At 62.0% G+C, this 16,816-nt stretch carries 18 protein-coding genes and 1 pseudogene; all 19 read right to left on the bottom strand.

Features of this window, described 5'->3' with window-relative positions:
• Positions 1-14 precede the first annotated feature (14 nt).
• Complete coding sequence (locus tag OBACDRAFT_RS30680) at positions 15-941, bottom strand: hypothetical protein (RefSeq protein WP_043585376.1); 927 nt, start codon at positions 939-941, stop codon at positions 15-17.
• 90 nt (positions 942-1,031) lie between these two features.
• Entirely contained in the window at positions 1,032-2,621 is a 1,590-nt protein-coding gene (locus OBACDRAFT_RS10465; protein WP_157837021.1) for a hypothetical protein, read from the bottom strand.
• A 91-nt stretch (positions 2,622-2,712) separates the two neighbouring features.
• Positions 2,713-3,476, bottom strand: a pseudogene (locus OBACDRAFT_RS26460) (IS5 family transposase).
• A 56-nt stretch (positions 3,477-3,532) separates the two neighbouring features.
• Positions 3,533-4,408, bottom strand: coding sequence for a hypothetical protein (locus OBACDRAFT_RS28175; protein ID WP_157837020.1), 876 nt, complete (start codon positions 4,406-4,408; stop codon positions 3,533-3,535).
• Entirely contained in the window at positions 4,405-5,172 is a 768-nt protein-coding gene (locus OBACDRAFT_RS10450) for a hypothetical protein (RefSeq protein ID WP_043585374.1), read from the bottom strand. Before OBACDRAFT_RS10450 ends, OBACDRAFT_RS28175 begins: the two co-directional genes overlap by 4 nt.
• A 5-nt stretch (positions 5,173-5,177) precedes the next feature.
• Positions 5,178-5,954, bottom strand: a complete 777-nt coding sequence (locus OBACDRAFT_RS10445; RefSeq protein WP_043585373.1) for a hypothetical protein — start codon at positions 5,952-5,954, stop codon at positions 5,178-5,180.
• A gap of 5 nt (positions 5,955-5,959) precedes the next feature.
• Positions 5,960-7,519: a hypothetical protein gene (locus tag OBACDRAFT_RS10440; RefSeq protein WP_043585372.1), complete on the bottom strand. Its 1,560-nt coding sequence runs from the start codon at positions 7,517-7,519 to the stop codon at positions 5,960-5,962.
• Between the two features lie 54 nt (positions 7,520-7,573).
• Complete coding sequence (locus tag OBACDRAFT_RS28170; protein ID WP_157837019.1) at positions 7,574-7,726, bottom strand: hypothetical protein; 153 nt, start codon at positions 7,724-7,726, stop codon at positions 7,574-7,576.
• 17 nt (positions 7,727-7,743) lie between these two features.
• Entirely contained in the window at positions 7,744-8,244 is a 501-nt protein-coding gene (locus OBACDRAFT_RS10435) for a hypothetical protein (protein ID WP_043585370.1), read from the bottom strand.
• Positions 8,245-8,246: 2 nt separating this feature from the next.
• Entirely contained in the window at positions 8,247-8,603 is a 357-nt protein-coding gene (locus tag OBACDRAFT_RS10430) for a hypothetical protein (protein ID WP_043585368.1), read from the bottom strand.
• Between the two features lie 113 nt (positions 8,604-8,716).
• A complete protein-coding gene (locus OBACDRAFT_RS10425) occupies positions 8,717-9,214 on the bottom strand; it encodes a hypothetical protein (RefSeq protein ID WP_043585363.1) in 498 nt (165 codons plus the stop codon).
• A 38-nt stretch (positions 9,215-9,252) separates the two neighbouring features.
• Complete coding sequence (locus OBACDRAFT_RS10420) at positions 9,253-9,687, bottom strand: phage protein Gp36 family protein (RefSeq protein WP_043585362.1); 435 nt, start codon at positions 9,685-9,687, stop codon at positions 9,253-9,255.
• A 124-nt stretch (positions 9,688-9,811) separates the two neighbouring features.
• Positions 9,812-10,729, bottom strand: a complete 918-nt coding sequence (locus OBACDRAFT_RS10415) for a Mu-like prophage major head subunit gpT family protein (RefSeq protein ID WP_043585361.1) — start codon at positions 10,727-10,729, stop codon at positions 9,812-9,814.
• 53 nt (positions 10,730-10,782) lie between these two features.
• Positions 10,783-11,208: a hypothetical protein gene (locus tag OBACDRAFT_RS30675; protein WP_043585360.1), complete on the bottom strand. Its 426-nt coding sequence runs from the start codon at positions 11,206-11,208 to the stop codon at positions 10,783-10,785.
• Between the two features lie 36 nt (positions 11,209-11,244).
• Positions 11,245-12,300 (bottom strand): phage protease, encoded by a 1,056-nt coding sequence (locus OBACDRAFT_RS10405; protein WP_043585358.1) that lies wholly within the window; start codon positions 12,298-12,300, stop codon positions 11,245-11,247.
• A gap of 80 nt (positions 12,301-12,380) precedes the next feature.
• Entirely contained in the window at positions 12,381-12,848 is a 468-nt protein-coding gene (locus tag OBACDRAFT_RS10400) for a phage virion morphogenesis family protein (protein ID WP_043585356.1), read from the bottom strand.
• 35 nt (positions 12,849-12,883) lie between these two features.
• Positions 12,884-13,234, bottom strand: coding sequence for a hypothetical protein (locus tag OBACDRAFT_RS10395; RefSeq protein WP_043585355.1), 351 nt, complete (start codon positions 13,232-13,234; stop codon positions 12,884-12,886).
• Positions 13,235-13,240: 6 nt separating this feature from the next.
• Entirely contained in the window at positions 13,241-13,603 is a 363-nt protein-coding gene (locus OBACDRAFT_RS10390) for a hypothetical protein (RefSeq protein WP_157837018.1), read from the bottom strand.
• Positions 13,604-13,629: 26 nt separating this feature from the next.
• Positions 13,630-16,788 carry a phage minor head protein gene (locus OBACDRAFT_RS25260; RefSeq protein WP_052361653.1) on the bottom strand — a complete coding sequence of 1,053 codons (3,159 nt, stop codon included), beginning with the start codon at positions 16,786-16,788 and terminating at the stop codon, positions 13,630-13,632.
• Positions 16,789-16,816 lie beyond the last annotated feature (28 nt).

Below are 16,816 nucleotides of genomic sequence, written 5' to 3'. Positions count from 1 at the left end.
TGTGATAAAATGGGTCAGGCGGTGGCAGAGGCGGGGATGGGGGCGAGGGTTTCGGCGCCGGCCTCGCCGTCGATGGTGAGCGTGTAGAAACGGGCCTCGTCCACGCGGTGGCGGATTTGCAGGAGGGTGCCGAAGCTGGCGGTGTCGATGACGCGGTAGTTGGCGCCGGCGCGCAGGGCGTAGTCGTTGGGGCCGGGCACCACGGCGTCGTAGTCCGCCGGGTCGAAGGAGAGCGTTTCCGCGCCGGCGTCTCCTTCCACCCAGGGCGCATAAAAGGCGCCGGTGATGCGTCCTTTGATCTGGAAGAGGATGCCGGAGGCGCCAGGCCTGAAGCGGAAGTTGCCGACATCCGGCGGGACAATGGGGATGAGGTTGTCCGGCGATGGATAGGGAGGCAGGGCAGGGACGGGGGCGACTTCGCCGGCATAGGCTTGGCGGGCGATGTTGGCTTGGAATTGCCAGGTGAGGCCGTCGTCGCCGGGTTGGTCGTCGTCGGGATCGGAGTCGGGGGCTTTTACCTCCACGTCCACGTAAACCTGGATGCTCTCGTCGCCACCGAAGGCGTCGCGGAGGACCTGGGTGCGGAGATTGAGCGTGGCGGTGTAGTAAACGTCGGTGATGGCACCCTCTCCTTCGCCTTGGGTGGGTTCATCGCGGACGATGGTTTCAACAAAACTGTGGGCGGAGAAGAGAAGCGGGCCGGTGCCGCGCCGGCGTTTTCCACCGAGGATGATGGTTTCGGTGAGATCGAGGCGGACAATTTCTCCGCCGGCGACGGTATCGGCGAGCGGGCGGACAAAGCGGAGGCGGATCAAAAACTTGTCGTCTTCGATCCAGAGCGGGGTATCGGGCGGGGTGGCGTCATCCACCGAGCGGCGCAGTATATTGCCTGGTGTGCGCTGGGTGTTGAGGAATAGCTCGGCGACGCGGTTGAGTGGCATGGCTGAAAAGCTGCACTCTATCTGCACACGGGCCGCACGGACTATGCGGCGTGGCGCGCCTGATGGGGTCTGGCGCGAGGAGGGAAGGGGCTACTCGCCTTCGTCCGGTGGGGTGGACAAATCCACGTTGCACCAGCCTTCGGTGACGAGGGTCGAGAACGCCGGGTCGGTCAGTGCGAGCACGCGCCAAGGGGTGGCGAGGGTGGCGTTGGGGCCGCCCGCCGCCGCGCTCTCGGGGGTTTCCGCCATTGCCACATCCGCGAAATCTTCACGCTCGGCGACCTCGCCGTCTGTCTCAACGCGGGTGTATTCTTGGCATTCCAAAAAAACGGCCTTTTTGCCGGCGGCAATATCCGCCGGCGTGAGGCCGGAGTTGTCGTAGTGCGTGGTGACAACGACGGTCAGCGAACCGTCTTCGTTCAGCGTCTGCTCCGTCACCGGCTGGCCGATCTGGGCGAGCCCTAATGAGCCGGGGGGAATGGCGTAGGGATCGCGGATGCTAACGGGCTGGCCGTTGATCGTGTCGGCGGCGGGCCAGCCTGGGACGTTGCCCGTGGTGTGCTCCCATGTCGCCAGCGCGGGCGTGGGGACGGAGCCGCTTACCTTCTGCTGTTGCCACAGCCAGTTGGTCCCACGCTCGATCTCGTTGTCGAGGTAGACTTTTCCGTCAGGGCCGAGAGTCTTGCCGCTCGTGCCTGCGGGGTAATCCTGCATTTGCGCCTCGATGCGGATGTATTCATGCGTCTGTTCTGGTGGGATGCTGTCGCCGTCCGGCGATGTCAGCGAGAGGATGCCGTTCCAGTCCTTGTAACAAAAATCGTCAGGAAGGGTGGTGGCGTCTGACTGGCCGGGTATCGCCGGGCGCACTACCATCTCAACGGGGGCGGATTCGCCGCTCAGCCCAACGGTGAGGGGGAAGACAAGAGATTCTGCTGGGTCCGCCACTGCCCCGGACTGATGGCTGCCTGTAGTCTTGGCCCAATACGTTTTCAGCCGACCGACTACTTTCCAGCCTGCCCGCCCGTCGCGGGCGACCACGCGCAAGCGAACGTAATGATAGGCGCGGCGTCCGAATTGCGTGAGGTTGGCAATGTGGCCGAACACAACGGTATCTTCATTCGTTGTTACTCCTGTCGGGAAAACAGAGTTGGTGCCTTGGTTCGCGGCGATGTTCGGTTTCTCGTAATCGACCCAGCCGAACTCCGACCACGGGCGCGGAATGGGCCGCATATAGCGGATGATTTGTTTCTGGGTGTAGGAGCAGGCAAATTGCGCCGGTGGCTCGTCTTCGCCCTGCAAGGGATAGGATGCGCCGCTGAGTTTGCCGACCAGCATTACGGGGAACGGGGGGGGGGAGGGGGGGGGACCGATGCGTTTGACCGCGTGCGTGTGGGTGACGCGTCCGACCAGCCCGCGCGGGACGGACATCGCGTGCCGGTAGCGGATGAGCAAGAGGCGAAAGGCATCGCGGCCATCGTTGGCGAGGAGGAGGGAGGCAGGGGCGTCGGTGACGATGGACAGATTGGGGCGGAGGGCGATGCCGCCGGTGAGGGAACGCAGCCGGTCGTTCCACGGCATCACGGGGTTATTGCTATTGGCCGTGTCCGGCGGCACGTCTGCCCAATCAAAATCGTCCGCCGCCCAACCTTGCAGCCACTCGGCCATCATTGCCGGTGTCATGGGATCGGACCATGTCTCATGCAAAGAGCGGTGCCATGTTATGTGTCTGTTCCCGTTTTCCGAAGTGACATCTGACTCGTAGAGCGTGTAGTCACGAGATTGAAGCCCAGAGGATGGCACACCTGAATTGGACGGCAGCGAGGAAAGAGGAGGCTCGTTTTGCGTATCGGGTTGCGATGCCGCGCCATTGCTTGAGTCGTAGGAATGCATTTTCTACCAGATGCCTGATCCGATAAAGATAAGGGTCATATTCGCGTTGTTCTATGCGATTGGTCTTTGGAGGAATCTGCGGGCAGATGCCTGCGGCCTGCGCCATTTCGATGATGGCGTTGGTGTCATATCCCTTGTCGGCGATCAGATGGTCTGCGGCAATGCCTTCAATCAACCTGCCAGCCTGTGTGCAATCAGCCGTGGAACCCGCTGTAACAATGACTCGCACCGGCATACCATGCGCATCCACGGCCAAATGTAGTTTGGTGTTTCGCCCCCTTTTGTCAGACCGATCGCCTCGTTTCCACCTCTGGCTCCCGCTGCATGCGGATGGATTTTGACATGACTGGCATCAATCATCAGCCACTCAAAATCGGGCTCGTTCATCAGTTCCGACAACAGGCGCTCCCAATGCCCCTTGTCTCTCCAGCGACAAAAACGCCTGTGCGTGTTGCTCCACCCTCCGTAATCCTCTGGAAGATCCCTCCAAGGCGCACCAGTGCGTAAAATCCACAGAACCGCGTTGAGGAACTTGCGGTTGTCCTCCGCCACCCCTCCCCACGCTCCTTTCCTTCCAGGTAGCAGCGGCTCCAGAACGCTCCAAACTCGGTCCGAAATGTCGTGACGGTGTTGATCTTTCGCCATGCTGACATTCTCCATCACAAAAAAACTCAGTCAATCTTATCTCGTGACTACACTCCCTAGTCAAAATCCACACCGTCGATCCGGCGCGTGCAATGGGCTATGGTCATTAAATCCTTTGCGAATTGTGACATGGCCGCGGCACGCTCTTCGGCAGTCATGTTGGCCCATCCCGGCCCGCCCTCGGGGTTTTGCGGGAAACCATTCCAGCCCCCGTTTTTTTCCGACCAAGCATCATAGGCTCTGTCCAAGTAGGATGACAGGTCATCGTTGTAGCCAAGTTCACTGCCACCTATTGGCACACCTGATGGCCATCCTTCTGACACATCGTCAGGGTCCGGGCCCGAAAGTGCCTCATGATTTTCGACTTTGTGTTCGACCCCATCTGTCCACGTGATGGCGACGGTGGTTTTCCAGTTCCAGGATGGATAGGGATCGCGCTGTGAGACGCTCCACCCCGCCTCGCCAGAGGCAGTGCCATCCCATACCCATGCGCGGGCAACAGGCGACCATCGCAAGGTGCGTGTCTCCGAGTAAGAAAGATAACTCGAAGATGAGTAGCCATTCGGGGAGTAGGATTCGGAACCACTCCGATTGATGATAAAATTCCTGGTGCGAAAAACCGGAGGGGGCACAGTCTGCTCGCGCGGACTGCGAAAGATAGCAGGTGCCCAAAAGCGACTCCATCCACTGTAATTCTTCGTAACGACACGGAAGATATCTACGAAGCGAGTCGGCTGGTTGCTCTCGACTTCAAAACCGGCCACAACGGGCGAATATGACCGTAGTTCGTAGCTGATATTCGGATACGGAAGGTTGATGCGCGATGTGGAATTTGCGACGGTCGTGTTGCCGTCTGCGCGGCGGAAGAGCACGCAGGGCGAACCCGGTAAGATCGCATCGGCGGCTCCCTGTGTGCTCTGCTCCCTGCTCATGCCGTGGGCCTCTGGTTGCGGAAGAAGACGACCTCGCGCACCATCGTGACCGTGGGCGGATGCTCCGGCAGATCGGCGGCAGTGAATTGCACGTAGCCGCCAGCATTGCCCTGGATGAAGCTGCGAAAGGAACCTTGGTCGGCGTTGGATGCCAGGGGGGTCTTTGTCTGTGTAGAGCCGGTGCCGGAGACAGCGACCGAACAATTGCCGAGCAAAAGGTAGAACTTTGGCCGCCAGCCGTTCGCGCCGATGGGCGCGGGTGAGGGGAAGGTGTCGGTGGATGGCTGCGTCTTCAACCAGATGTGAGTCCAGAGGGCATACTGGTTGGTTGGACCGGGCCACTCGCACTCTAGATACACGCGTTGCGTCATGGTTTGCGCAACGTTGCGGGGGATTTCCACTACAGGCGTAGTGAAAGCATGCTGCCCGTCCGCACGCTCCGGCGCCGTGTAATCGACCGTGCCGAATGTCAGCCAGAAGCGATAAGGCACGTTGTCCGGGTCGGTCTGGTCTGACTCTGGCGCAACCCAGCCGACCGGTGGCGTGGTGGTGAGGGTCAGGGGCGCGAGAGTAACTGTTGCCGCGGCTGCGCCGCGCCTGGGCCGCTCGATGACTTCCGGCGTGGCACCGCCGGACTTCGTTTCCCAACGGATCGTCGCCGAATCCCGCGGCGTGATGCTCTTCGCGTAACGGATGAGCTGGTTGACCGTTTCGGCGCGGACCTGCTGGCCGGCGCGGACTTCATTGGGAAGAGTAAGGGCCATGTTTGCTAGGTGGTATAGAGGTCGGCGTCCCACTCCTCGGCACCAGTGAACTCCTGCACGCGCTCCCATTTGCCGCGCGTGCCTTGGTGTAGAGACTTGTCGGCGGTGGTCAGCCATTGGTAGCCATCGGGCGCGTCGGCGTAGGGTTTGGCTGCGCTGCGCTTGCCCATCTGCGTCGTCTTCGGCGCAACCCACTGCCGCGAGGTCTTGCGGACAACGGGGGCGGGATGCACGTAGGTCTCCTGTCCGCGCAGGAGTTTTTTAGCCAGATGCTGGGCATTGACGGTCAACGTCACTTCCTCTCCTTTGCCGTTTTTGTATTTGAAGGCGCGACGGAGGTCGCCGGCGGTCTCATTTTTCCATGCCTCGATGTCGGCAAGGTCGTTGTCGGTGAGGGCGTTCACACCCCCGGCACGGTAGCGGCGGTGCTGGGAGAGGGGGCGGCTGAGGTCCACCCACTCAACTTCCCAGGTGATTTGTTTGTCGATGACGGTGCTGGCACCGGAGTTGCCGCCTTCGTCGGCGAGGATGATTTTGAGGGTGCCGCTGGCGGTGGGGCCGGCTTCGTCGGGATAGACTTCGGTCTGGTCCACGTAGAGTCCTTCGGTGCCTTCGACGCCGGCGATGGTCTGGCCGGGTTTGGGGCGTTTGGCTTTGGCGGCGGCGTAGGGGCCGCGGTAGAGGAGTTCAACGCGGCGGCCGGCGGCCGTTTCTATTTCCCTCGGGTAGCCGGGTTGGAGGATAAGTTCGCGCGAACCGCGCCAGACGTGTTTTGTCGCCATGACGATTATGCGTAAACGGCGGTGGCGCCGGTGTTGGGTGTAAGGCGCGAGGCGATACGTTCGATGCCTTCGCGCATCTTTTCGGCGGCGGTGGCGGTGCGGCGGGCGTAGTCCACGGAGGGGCCGCCCGAGCCGCCGACGAAGCCGCCGATCTTCGCCAGGCGGTCACTGACGATGGCGGCAAGACCGCGGCTGATTTCCGCCGGTCCGGTAGTTTTCCCCTCTTCTTTTTTCTCCGTCGTAGGCGTATCCGCTTTTCCGATGGCGGCCTCGCGGGCACGATTCCACAAGTCGCCGAGCGTCTTCATGTCTTCACCAAGATCGAAAACTTTCTCGTTTTTGAATCCTTCGGCGGCCATCGCGCCGGCGACTTTGAGTTCCTGCATCAGTTGCTGCGAGGTGAACCCGGTCATTTTCGCCGCCTGGCCTGTCGCCCCCTTGGTCACGCTGGTAAAGGCGTTGTCGTAGTATTTGTTGATGTCGGAAAACTCCGCCGCCTTGAAGCCATCAAGACCGAGAGCTTTGCCGGCCACGGGGATTTTGCCGATCAGTTCCATGATGTGCTGACCCATCCAGTCGAGAGCGGCGATGACGGGCGAGGTGATGGCGGAGATGGCCGCGACTAATCCTTCACCGAGGCCGGTAATGGCGACCAGCAGGCCCGACCAGAAGTTTTTCCCGGAGAGCAGGCCGGCCAGTCCCATCATGAGGCCGCCGATGCCCTGCGCCAGCAGGTTGACCGCGCCTTTGATGGCGACGGTGAGCGTCGTGTTGATCAGGGTAAACATCGTGCCGTCCGCCCATGAGGTTTTGAAGAGGCTGACGGCGGTGAGCACGGTCTCAGACAATTTTTGGCCGAAGGGGGCGAGGTCGATGGAGTTGATTTTGTCGAGAACGCCTCCGAGGGCTTTCACGAGTGGCTCGGCCATACCGACGAAGAGGCCGCGGAGAGTCACGCCGGTGGCGGCGAGGGTGTCGCTGGCCTTGTCGAAGGCTACGGCGTTGCGCTGCAAGATGTCGGCCTGCGAGCCGACAACTTTCGCGGCATTGGCCATCGCGTCGCCGTCTTTGAAGAGAGCCAGCAGGCTCGCACCGCTGCGCCCGAAAATTTCCATCGCGGCGCTGGTCTGTTCCGCCGGGTTTTTTATGTCGCGGATTTTTCCGGCGATTGCTTCGAATTGTTTTTCCGCGCCCAGTTTTTTGAGCGCGGCGAGATCAATCCCCAGATCGGCAAAGATTTTTTTTGTCGGCTGGCCCGACTCGTTGAGGCCGGCAATGGCTTTTTGCATGAGGCCAATGGTGGGGGCAACGGCGGCCGCGTCGGAGAATGCCTGGCGCAAGCGGACGAGGTCGGCGACAGCGATGCCCGTGTTGGCACTGAGGTCTGAGAGTTCACCGCCCAGATCGAGTGCGCCCTTGATCCCCGCCAGAATGCCACCCACGCCTGCGCCGACTCCGGCCAGGGCGGCGAGTGGGCCGAGGATGCCGCCAATCGCCGAGCGCGCCGCGGCCAAAGGTCCGGTGAATCCGGCGGTGTCGAGTGAGAGGAGGGCGCGGAGGTTCATGGTGATTATGAGCTGTGAGCTTGGAGCTGTGAGCTAGGAGCTAGGAGCTGTGAGCTAGGAAAAGGCGGCGTGGATTTGGGCGCGCTCTTGGTAGGTGGGGCCTTTGGCCTCGTTGCCGTAGCGGGCTGAGATGGCAGCGTAGAAGGCGAAAGTCTGAGAGAGGGGGCGGGTCAGCGTGTATTCAATCGTCCATCCATACTCGCTCATGAGTGTGTCGATGACGGTCAGGACCCAGCCAAGTCCGTTGCCGGTCTCGCGGCCGCCGAAGAGGCGTTCCCAGGGGTCGTCGCTTTTTTTTTGGCGGGGGCGCCGGTGATGAGCGAGGCGAACGCCTGCATGATCTTTGCGCGGATTTTTGCCGCGATGTCCTCGATGAGCGGAAAGGGGAAGCGTGAGGCCAGGGCGATGACTTCGCGGTCGAATGCCTCGCGTCCGCGCCCGAGGATGGCGAATACCTCGACGGTGGGGCGGGTGAGCACATAGACGAGTATCATCATGTCGTTGAGCGTTATGTCGCCGCCGGAAAGTTGCTCCTGATCGGCGAAGGGGGAGTCGATGCGTTCGAGGAGGATGAAGTCGCCCGGCGTGATGTCGCGCAATGTGAGGTCGCCGATGGCAAGGGGCACGGGGGCGAAGGCATCGAGCACTTCGCCAGGTGTGCGCTGGCCGGCAGCCACGCGGGCGGTGCGGGTGGCAGGAGAGATGCGATTGCGTTTCTTGGGCATGGTTATGTCGGGTTCGGGATGCCGTCGTAGGCGGTGGCGTTGATGGAGTATTTGCGCACGTCGATCTGCGCCCACTTTTCGTCCACGTCGTCCACCATGAATTTGAGGTTGTCCGCGCCGAGTGTGATGACGGTGCCGGGTTCGAGCGTCGGTGCGGCGGTCTGCACGATCATCTCGAACGACGCCTGCCGGTTCTGGTTGTAGTAGATGACGGCCACAACGTAGCCGTTGTTGTCGCGGATTTCGGCCTTGTCGGCGCTGCGTTTGCGGTTGCCTGTGGTGATGATGGCGGAGCCGTAGTAGCCGCCCGTGCCCCAGAGCACGGTGTTGTCGCCTTTGATGGTCGGGTTGTTGGGCATTTTTGGAAAAGCTGAAAACTGAAAGCTGAAAAGCTAAATCAGGCTTCAGCAGGTGTTGGATGATTGGTGTTCGGTGTTTTTTTCAGCTTTCAGCGTTTCAGCTTTCAGCTTTTTCAGGTGTTGCGATAGGTGACGGGCTCGGGAGTGGCTGTAATGGAGAAACGGAGACGGTAGCCTTGCAGCGGGGTGCCGTCCGGGAGGGTGACGGGCTCGGCACCGTGATACATCACGTATCGGTTGCTGACGCCGTTCGGGAAAACATAGCTGCGGACACGGGCGCGGGTGAGGGCGACGAGACGCAGGAGCGAGGGGGCTCCGCCAGCGCGGGGTTTATAGAGTTGTTCCTGCGGATTGGCCGAGAGCCCTTTCTGGCAGGTGATGCCGACCGCGAATTGGTTGTCGAGAATGCAGCCGGCAAGGGGGTGATCTTGGGTGTTGTTGTCGCCGGCCCAGTGGAGCACGCAGCGCCAGCCGGTGGGTTTCTCCGCCAGCAATTCCAGAAAATTCCAAGGATCGTCCGCCACGGACAACCGGCCGCCGTGCTCTTTCACGAAGGGCTGCAAATCGTCGTGGAGGGTGCGGATGATGTCTTCGGGTTCGAGGCCGGGCATGTGTGGAAAAGCTGAAAGGTTGAAAACTGAAACGCTAATCAGACGGCGGTGCGGCCTGTGCGGCTGGTGGTCTTGGCCTGTTCGGCGACGATGGAGGCGGAGGGTTTTTCCCGCTGGATTTGCGGGGTGAGCGGGAGATCGCCGGAGGCGATTTTTTCGAGTCGGGCGCGGACTTGCTTCGCCTGGGCGGTCCAGGGATTTTTGTCCTCTCCCTGAAAACCGCGGCGACTGTAGAGCAGTTCGGCGGCGAGGGTCTGCGCGGCGTGCGTGACGAGGGCGGGGATGGGGTTGGAAAAGGGGACGGTGAAGCGGACGCCAAGGAGTCCGTCGATTTCCTTATGCACGGCGGCCACCACATCGGTCCACGCGGAGGGATCGGCAATGCCATCGTTGTTGTCGTCCAGCGCCTGAACGAGGAACTGAGCGGGGATGAGGCCGTTCATTTCGGCCATTGTGACGTAGGGAGTGGGCATGATGTGTGCGGTGGTGGTTGCGGTTGGCGGGTTCGGGTCAGTGGAGCCGCCCGGCAGGAGGAACCGGGCGGCTCGGTTGACCAGGACTACCCTCAACTCCGGGACAGACGGCCCGGAAAAGAGATCAGGCCGCGGCGGAGCCGTCCGAGCCGTAGATGACTTCGGGCAGACCGTAGCCGTAGCCGGTGCGCTTGTAGGCTTGATAGAGGAACTCGTGTTTTTTGAAGACGTGGTCGTCCTCGGGATCGTCCAGGGCGAGCATGTCCACGGGCTTTTCTTCCTGCACGATGATGGGCTTCACGGGCTGGGCAGCGTCGTAGAGGAACCATGCCTCGGGGTTGATCACGTCGATCTCGGGCCAGACGATGAGGCGGGCGGTGTCCTTGTCCACGTTTGTCTTGCCGTTGTCACTACGCTCGGCCTTGAGAATTTCGAAGCCGAGTGCCTCATTGGTGGCGCCGACGAGTAGCACCAGATCGCGGCCAAGTTTCATGGCGCGGCCGACGGCGTTTTTGCGCGTCTTGATGTTGACGCGGCCGGCGCGGTAGTTGGCCTGCGAGAGTTTCTTGGTGGTTTTGTTGGTGAACTTCGTTTTACCGGGGATCGGCTCGTGATCCACGTCGAAGAAGTTTTTGCCGGTGTAGCATTTGCGGGTGAAGCCGTTGCAGAGCAGATCGGCGACCATTTCGCCGTCATGCTGCTTGGCGGTGTCGCCCATGATCTGAAAGCGGGGGCGGTAGAGACCGACTGCGCCGGCTTCGTCGCGCTCCACATCGGCCTGTTTGATACCGATTGTGTCTTCCCATTCATCATTGGGGATAGTGTAGTTGTGGGCGCGAACGTTTTCGATTTTGATTTCGTCGATCAGCTTCTTCATGCCGGGGAAGGCGCCGAGCCAGTGATACACTTCCTCGGCGGCACTGGACTGGGTGCGCATGGCGAGCGAATTGGCTACGTCGTCAGGCGCGGCCTGATACGCGGCGAAAAAGATGGTGCGAAGCGTCTTGTAGAGGTTCGCGATGTTGTGCGGTGTGAGTTGCATGGTGATTATGAGCTGTGAGCTTGGAGCTATGAGCTTGGAGATAGGTTCTCGTGTTATTCGGTGATGGTGGTGGCGGCGGATTGGTGGCGGGTGTCGATCCACACGCCGTCGTCATCGACGGCGACGATGCGGCCGGCGGGGATGCCGGGGGCCGCGCCGGGCGCGGTGCGGACGGTGGTGGAGTTTTCCACGTAGGCTATGTTGCCGATGTGGGCGGCGGTGATGGCGGCAGTCGCGCTGTTGGCGTAGCGGAAGCAGCCGCGCTTGACGTTGAGAAACGCGTCGCTGTTGGCGCCGGCGGCGTTAAGGGCGTCGCCCTCGGCGCGGCCGATGACGCGGAGGCCGGCGGCGGCGCTGGCGGGGACGGCGAAGCCGGCGGCATTGAGGGCGGTGAGATTGCCGGCGTAGATGTCGGTGGCTCCGGCGACCGGCAGGTTGACGGTCGTCCCGGAGCGTTCAGGTGCATCGAATGTTGGCATGGTGATTATGAGCGGTGAGCTGTTAGCTTGGAGCTGTTAGCTGTTGTATTTTTTGAAGTCGTCGACGGTGACGCCTGCGGCTTTGAGCATGGCGGACTGGGTGGCATCGCCGGCGGGCGAGGCGGCATGGGTCTTGATGCCCTCGGGGGTGCGTCGTTCCATCGGCACTACACCGGCGGGCAGGTCGGCGACGATCTTGCGGAATTGATCCAGCGAGAGTTCGGCGGCGCTCTGAGGGATGAGTTTTCCGTCGCGGATGGCGGCGGCGGTGATGTGGGCGCGCTCGTTGTCATCCAGGCGCTTGATGAGCGCGGTGATCGAGGCGCTGTGGCTTTCGACGGTGGTCTTGAGCCCGGCGGTCTCCTGCTTGGCGGCGCTGGCGTCGGTGGCGGCCTGTTGGGCGGAAGCGGCGGCTTTCTTGCCGGCTTCGATTTGTTGTCCCAGCGACGTGATGGAGTCCTTGATTTGATCCGCGGTGGCGGTCGCATCGAGACCCACGATCGCGAGAAACAGTTTGGCGATTTCCTCGGGAGGCATGGTGGATTTTTGTTCGTTGGTGTTGTGCGTGCGGACACGCGAAAGAATTTTGCTGTCGAGCCCGTCGAGCCCGGACAGGCCGGCGGCGTGGAGATCAAGATGAAGCCCTTCGGTGGCGCCCTGGCGGCAGAGGGCCACGGAGTGGACGAAGACGACTTCGCCGGCGTCATTGGGCACGATGGCGGGGGAGATGTCGGGGTAGTGTTTGCCGGTCACGGCTTCCTTGCCCTCGGGGGTCCACAGGGCGGTATTGGGGATGTAATACAGTCCCTCTCCGGGGACGATCTCGAAGGTGCCGGTGGCGGCGATCTTGCGGGGCTCCTGCGAGGCTTTCCATGCTTCCGAGCCGGGGACGGTGTTGTGCTCGAAATCGAGCGAAAAGGTGTCGAAGCCGAGTTGCGCGGAGAGGCGGGGCAGCTCGCGCACGGTGGTCTCGTTAATGATGTAGTCACCATTGACGGAGGGATTGCGTCCCCACTTGCCGGCGAGGATGCGCGCGGGCAGATCACCGGTCGGAGCCGGTGCGAAGTGGAGGCGGAAGGAACGCAGGAACATGCGCCCAGCGTCGCAAAAAAGGCGCGCCTGCGCCTATGCGGCGTGGCGCTCCTGATGGGGTCTGGCGCAAAATGGGTAGGCTATTCCCCCGCTTTTTTCAGAAGAGCTTCGATTTTCTTGCGCGCCACCGATTCCACCTTTTCCCGGGCGAAAGGCGCCATCTCCGCATTGTCGCTGTCGCCGATGTAGGGGAGCATGGGACGCGGCGGCAAACCGCGCTTCGTGCCGAACTGGTGGAACACGGCATAAAACCGGTCGGTGCTCACCTCTGCCCGGCTGTTGGTGACGTTGGACACACGCCAGGAGCGCGCCAGCAGCACGTCGCGCTTCAGGATCGCCGTGGACTTCCCCGCCCTGATCTTGGCGGCGATGGTGCGGGCCGACAGCGGCGCCCACGGCGCGGCGCGCAGGCTCGCATCATTAAACGAGCGCGTCGTGATCGACGCGAGCTGCATGCCCATCGCCTCAAGGACGGGTTTTTTGTCCTGAATGCCGCGGGCCATCCGGGCGAGCGCGGGTGAGAGTTTATCTTGGACGGTGAGAGCCATGAGTGGACGCAGGACGCCGGACTTGGGACGCCGGGTCAGGCGGAGCGACTGGTTTCCTGCCAGTGTTCGAGGTCGTGATGAAAGGCCGAATACGCGCCGAGCTTGTCGCGCTGGCCGGGCGTGGCGGCGATTTCGCTCTTGAAGTTGCTGTAGTCGATCGAGGTCGAGAGCGCGGCGAAGATCGCGCCGATGGCCTCCTCGCCAACGACCAGGCGCCAGCGGTAGTCCGCCGGCTCGCTGCGGTGAATCTGCCACTTCGCGGACGCCGGCGTGGCGACGAGACGGCAGAGGTTTTCGAGGTCACGTTTCGCGCGGGCACGAACGTGATACTCGCCGGGAAGTTTTTGGACGATGGAGAAAAAGCCGATTTTGGTGCAGAGCCACATGGGAAATTAAGAATTAAGAAATGAAGGCAGGGGTTCGTTTCTAAACAGTTCAACCTGTTCCTGCCAAAACAGGGAGAACTCATTCTCGCGCATCCAGTCGGCCCAGGTGACGGCAGGACCAGCCAACTCGTCTTCCGGGTAAATGGAGGCAAACAGTTCGCCGTCCGCATTGAAAAAGTCGAAGGACTCTTCGCCGTCTGGTGCGATACGCGATGCTACCAAAAGGTGAGTGTGTCCCTGATGCTGCGCGCCCATCTCCGCGAACACGAGGCCGCGTCCGGGGAGCCATTCGACGGCACCCAGGTTGATGGGGCTTTTTTTCCCGTCATAAAAATACAGACGCGCCCCGCGCTGGACGGTGCGGGCCATCGCCTGCGTTGTTTTCTCGGTGTTGTTCATCTGGTTTTTTTCACGCGAACGATGTCATCTATTTTCCGCCCGTCCGGGAGTTCGGTGTATCCATGCCGGGCGAAGGTTTCGATGATCTTGGTGCGCTGTGTGGCGTTGTGGGCAATGATGGTATCCACGTCTTCGAGGAGGTGGAAGCCGTTTTTGAAGATGGTTTCGTTGGAACCCATCTTTGAGAAAGATGCCCACTCCTTTGCGTTGATGCCGCGGTCAAGCGCCGGGTCGATCCCGTGTCCGTTTTCGCCGGCGGGGCGAACGTCGCCAAAAACGTCACTGCGGAAGCTGTAGGCGTCGAGGCGGGCGAGGTTGCCGATTTTGAAGGTGATGCCGGGCGTCTTTTGGGCGGCGGCTTCCGATTTGATGCGAGTGAAAAAGTAGCTCGCGCCGCCCGTTCGCAAATCCGTGTCGGGGCTCATGCCGCTGGTGATCGGCACGCCGATGCGCAGCCGTTCCACGGTCGGAGTGATCTGCCCTCCACCGTTGAGCCAGCTATCGACAAGCTGGTCGATGGCGCCGGCGGGGTTGTGATGCAGCGTGTAGCCCTTCATTTCCTTGGCGACTTTTTCGCGCGGCATGTCCCAGCGGTCCCAGTGCTTCCAGCCGTAACCAAAAGCGTTTTCCTTTCCGTCTGGCGAGTAGGCGCGGCCGTCGCCCACGTCGATGCCGAGCTTCTGTTTCACCCAGCCGCGTAAGCGAGTCACGCGGTCTGTCTCGCCGGCCTTCTCGTCGGAGACGATGGCCTGCCAGCCGGCACGTTCGGACTCGGACAGATTTTTGTGGATGAGAGAGAGGTTGCGGGCCAGGTAAGTGAGTTCGCGGCGGGCAGGCGTGGCGGGCGCCACGTCCACGCCCAGCGCCTCGGCTGCCTTGGCGGCGGCCTCGATGGCGGACATGCCGCCGCGGCCGGGCACGGCGATTTCCACGACACCGCGCAGCGCATAGGGGGTGTCCTGGTCGTCGGGCAGGATGGCGCGAATCTGCGCCCCGGTGCCTGCGTGCGTGCCGCCGACCGCGTTTTTCACCTGATAGATGGACGCGCCGGTATCCTCGGCAAAACCACGCCGGCGCTCCTTCGCCGAGTAGGCCCAGGGCGAGGTGGCGAGCGTGAGGTCTCCCCCGCCCTTCGCCGGCTTCGGCGCGGGAGGCTGATACGCCGCCAGCGTCTTCGGGGCGCGTTTCTCGCGCATGGCCGCTTCCAGCTCCTCTATTATAGTAGTGTAGTGCGCCCTCATGGCCGCCGGCTCCTTCGCCAGCGCCGCCTTGACCGCGTTGAGAGGAGAGAGCTTGGCCGGGGTGTAAACGCCATCCTTCGCGTGATAACCGACGTGCTTCACGACGGGCAAAAGTTTTTCCCAATACGCATCCTTGAACGCCTTCAGAGACGACAGCTCTTTGTGTGCCTCACGGATGGCCGCCCCGCCGGCCGGCGTGAGTTTGAAGCGGGCGATGGTGTAGTCCTGGCCGCCGCGCCTCTCGTTATACCAGAGGACTTGCAGGTCTTCGACCTTGTCGGCGTCGCCGAGGTGGGCTTTGCCCAGGATGCGGGCATCGGCGACTTTCTCGGCAAACTCCGGCGTCCATCCGCCGCGCAGATCGTTGAGGCGGCTTTCGAGATCATCGAAACGCGCCTGCATCGTCTCGCGCAGTTCCGCCGGCGTCGCGGCCAGCACGGCCGCACGCTTCCCGACGACCTCGGCGAGCTGATCGCGCAACTCGGCCTCCGACAATCCGCCAAACACACGCGCGGCAGCGGCGTTGATCGCGGGATCGCGCAGGGTGGCGAGTTCATCGACCTTCGCGCCGAACGAGGATTTGAGTGCGCCTTGGGCACGGAAGCGGAGCGAGCCGCCGTTGTCGATCCGCCACACTTTTATTCCCGAACCGTCCTTGCCGACGAGCATGTTGTCCAAGCTAAGACCGGCCACGTCGTAGTTGCCCAGGAGCGCATCCGCCACAAAGTGCTTGCGAGCCTCGGCCAGAAGCGTGGCCTGTTCCTCCGGCGTCGCTTTCGCCAGGGCATCCGCCAGTGATTTTCCCTCGATAAATTCCGCCAGTTTCACCGGTTTTCCGGCCTTGTCGGTGTAGAGTTTGGCGGCGGGGACGTTCGCGCCGAGCGCGCGATAGAGTTCGTCTGACAGCACTTCCTCCTGGACGTGCGCCGGCGAATTGCCGCGCTTCAGGACGAACCGGCGGCCGTCCTGCGACTGGACGAGCATCGCGCCCGTCGAGCCGCCCAGCGGGCGGACTTCCTTGAGTTTTTCCAGATCGGGCCAGCCGTCCGCCGGCGTCGCGGTCGGGAGCTTGCGCTGGAGCCAATCCCAAACCGAACCGCGGCCCTTGCCGAGAGATGTGCCCTGCGACCAGGACTCAAAGGTTTTCCAGATTTCCGGCGTGTCGGCATAGCGGGCTTGCAACCCATCGAAATCCAGATGCAGGTCGCCGGGGTTGTGATAAAAACCCGAGCCGCCGAATTTTTCCCGCGGGCTGCGCACGTCGAGTTGCCGGGGGACGCCGCCCTCCGCTACACTATATAATACACCGCTCTTTTCGGCCATCTCCAGATTCGCGCCCTTCACGACGCGGCGGGCCTCGGGCGGCTTTTTGGCATCCGCCTTTTCGAGATCGGCTACATCATCCTCCGAAAGCGGAGTGACAAAACAACGGCAACCGAACTCCCAGGGTGGATAGTGCGACTGCCAGAATGACGAGTTTGCCGGGAAAACTTTTCCGTCCAGAGCGGCGTGTGTGTCGCGCACCCGCTCGTCATCCGCACTCTGATACTGCCAGAAGGGAAACACATCGCGCTGGCGATCCATCACTTGGTATTGGGCAGCGGAATACGAGGAATAGCCATGCACGCGGAGCAACAGTTCGGCGCGTTTCTCCGCGCCGTCGCCGAGCCAAGGGCAAATGTCGCCGGCGATGCCTGCCTTGATCGCATCCCAATCCCCACCCGCCGGGAGCTTCGCGATGGCATCGCGGGTCTTTTTCAAGACCGCCATGCTTTCGACGCCGGTGATGGTGTAGGCGAGCCCGCGCAGTTCTGGCAGCAGCCCGTCGAAGACACTGCGCGAGACGGCCGCCTTGTCCTTGATGAACTTGGCGGCGTCCTTGTTGGGCGATGGCGTGAAGAGGAAGGTAGGCACGGGATCGTGAAAAATGGGTGGATGAAAA

It is taken from the genome of Geminisphaera colitermitum TAV2, assembly GCF_000171235.2.
Classification (GTDB): Bacteria; Verrucomicrobiota; Verrucomicrobiia; order Opitutales; family Opitutaceae; genus Geminisphaera; species Geminisphaera colitermitum.
Note: the sequence above shows the minus strand (reverse complement) of the source record. Positions and strands in the feature narration are given on the sequence as shown.

Excerpts from the sequence above, each read along its gene's own strand:
- OBACDRAFT_RS30680 (WP_043585376.1), bottom strand. The coding sequence starts at position 941 with ATGCCACTCAACCGCGTCGCCGAGCTATTCCTCAACACCCAGCGCACA.
- OBACDRAFT_RS10465 (WP_157837021.1), bottom strand. The coding sequence starts at position 2,621 with ATGACACCGGCAATGATGGCCGAGTGGCTGCAAGGTTGGGCGGCGGAC.
- OBACDRAFT_RS28175 (WP_157837020.1), bottom strand. The coding sequence starts at position 4,408 with ATGAGCAGGGAGCAGAGCACACAGGGAGCCGCCGATGCGATCTTACCG.
- OBACDRAFT_RS10450 (WP_043585374.1), bottom strand. The coding sequence starts at position 5,172 with ATGGCCCTTACTCTTCCCAATGAAGTCCGCGCCGGCCAGCAGGTCCGC.
- OBACDRAFT_RS10445 (WP_043585373.1), bottom strand. The coding sequence starts at position 5,954 with ATGGCGACAAAACACGTCTGGCGCGGTTCGCGCGAACTTATCCTCCAA.
- OBACDRAFT_RS10440 (WP_043585372.1), bottom strand. The coding sequence starts at position 7,519 with ATGAACCTCCGCGCCCTCCTCTCACTCGACACCGCCGGATTCACCGGA.
- OBACDRAFT_RS28170 (WP_157837019.1), bottom strand. The coding sequence starts at position 7,726 with ATGAGCGAGTATGGATGGACGATTGAATACACGCTGACCCGCCCCCTC.
- OBACDRAFT_RS10435 (WP_043585370.1), bottom strand. The coding sequence starts at position 8,244 with ATGCCCAAGAAACGCAATCGCATCTCTCCTGCCACCCGCACCGCCCGC.
- OBACDRAFT_RS10430 (WP_043585368.1), bottom strand. The coding sequence starts at position 8,603 with ATGCCCAACAACCCGACCATCAAAGGCGACAACACCGTGCTCTGGGGC.
- OBACDRAFT_RS10425 (WP_043585363.1), bottom strand. The coding sequence starts at position 9,214 with ATGCCCGGCCTCGAACCCGAAGACATCATCCGCACCCTCCACGACGAT.
- OBACDRAFT_RS10420 (WP_043585362.1), bottom strand. The coding sequence starts at position 9,687 with ATGCCCACTCCCTACGTCACAATGGCCGAAATGAACGGCCTCATCCCC.
- OBACDRAFT_RS10415 (WP_043585361.1), bottom strand. The coding sequence starts at position 10,729 with ATGCAACTCACACCGCACAACATCGCGAACCTCTACAAGACGCTTCGC.
- OBACDRAFT_RS30675 (WP_043585360.1), bottom strand. The coding sequence starts at position 11,208 with ATGCCAACATTCGATGCACCTGAACGCTCCGGGACGACCGTCAACCTG.
- OBACDRAFT_RS10405 (WP_043585358.1), bottom strand. The coding sequence starts at position 12,300 with ATGTTCCTGCGTTCCTTCCGCCTCCACTTCGCACCGGCTCCGACCGGT.
- OBACDRAFT_RS10400 (WP_043585356.1), bottom strand. The coding sequence starts at position 12,848 with ATGGCTCTCACCGTCCAAGATAAACTCTCACCCGCGCTCGCCCGGATG.
- OBACDRAFT_RS10395 (WP_043585355.1), bottom strand. The coding sequence starts at position 13,234 with ATGTGGCTCTGCACCAAAATCGGCTTTTTCTCCATCGTCCAAAAACTT.
- OBACDRAFT_RS10390 (WP_157837018.1), bottom strand. The coding sequence starts at position 13,603 with ATGGCCCGCACCGTCCAGCGCGGGGCGCGTCTGTATTTTTATGACGGG.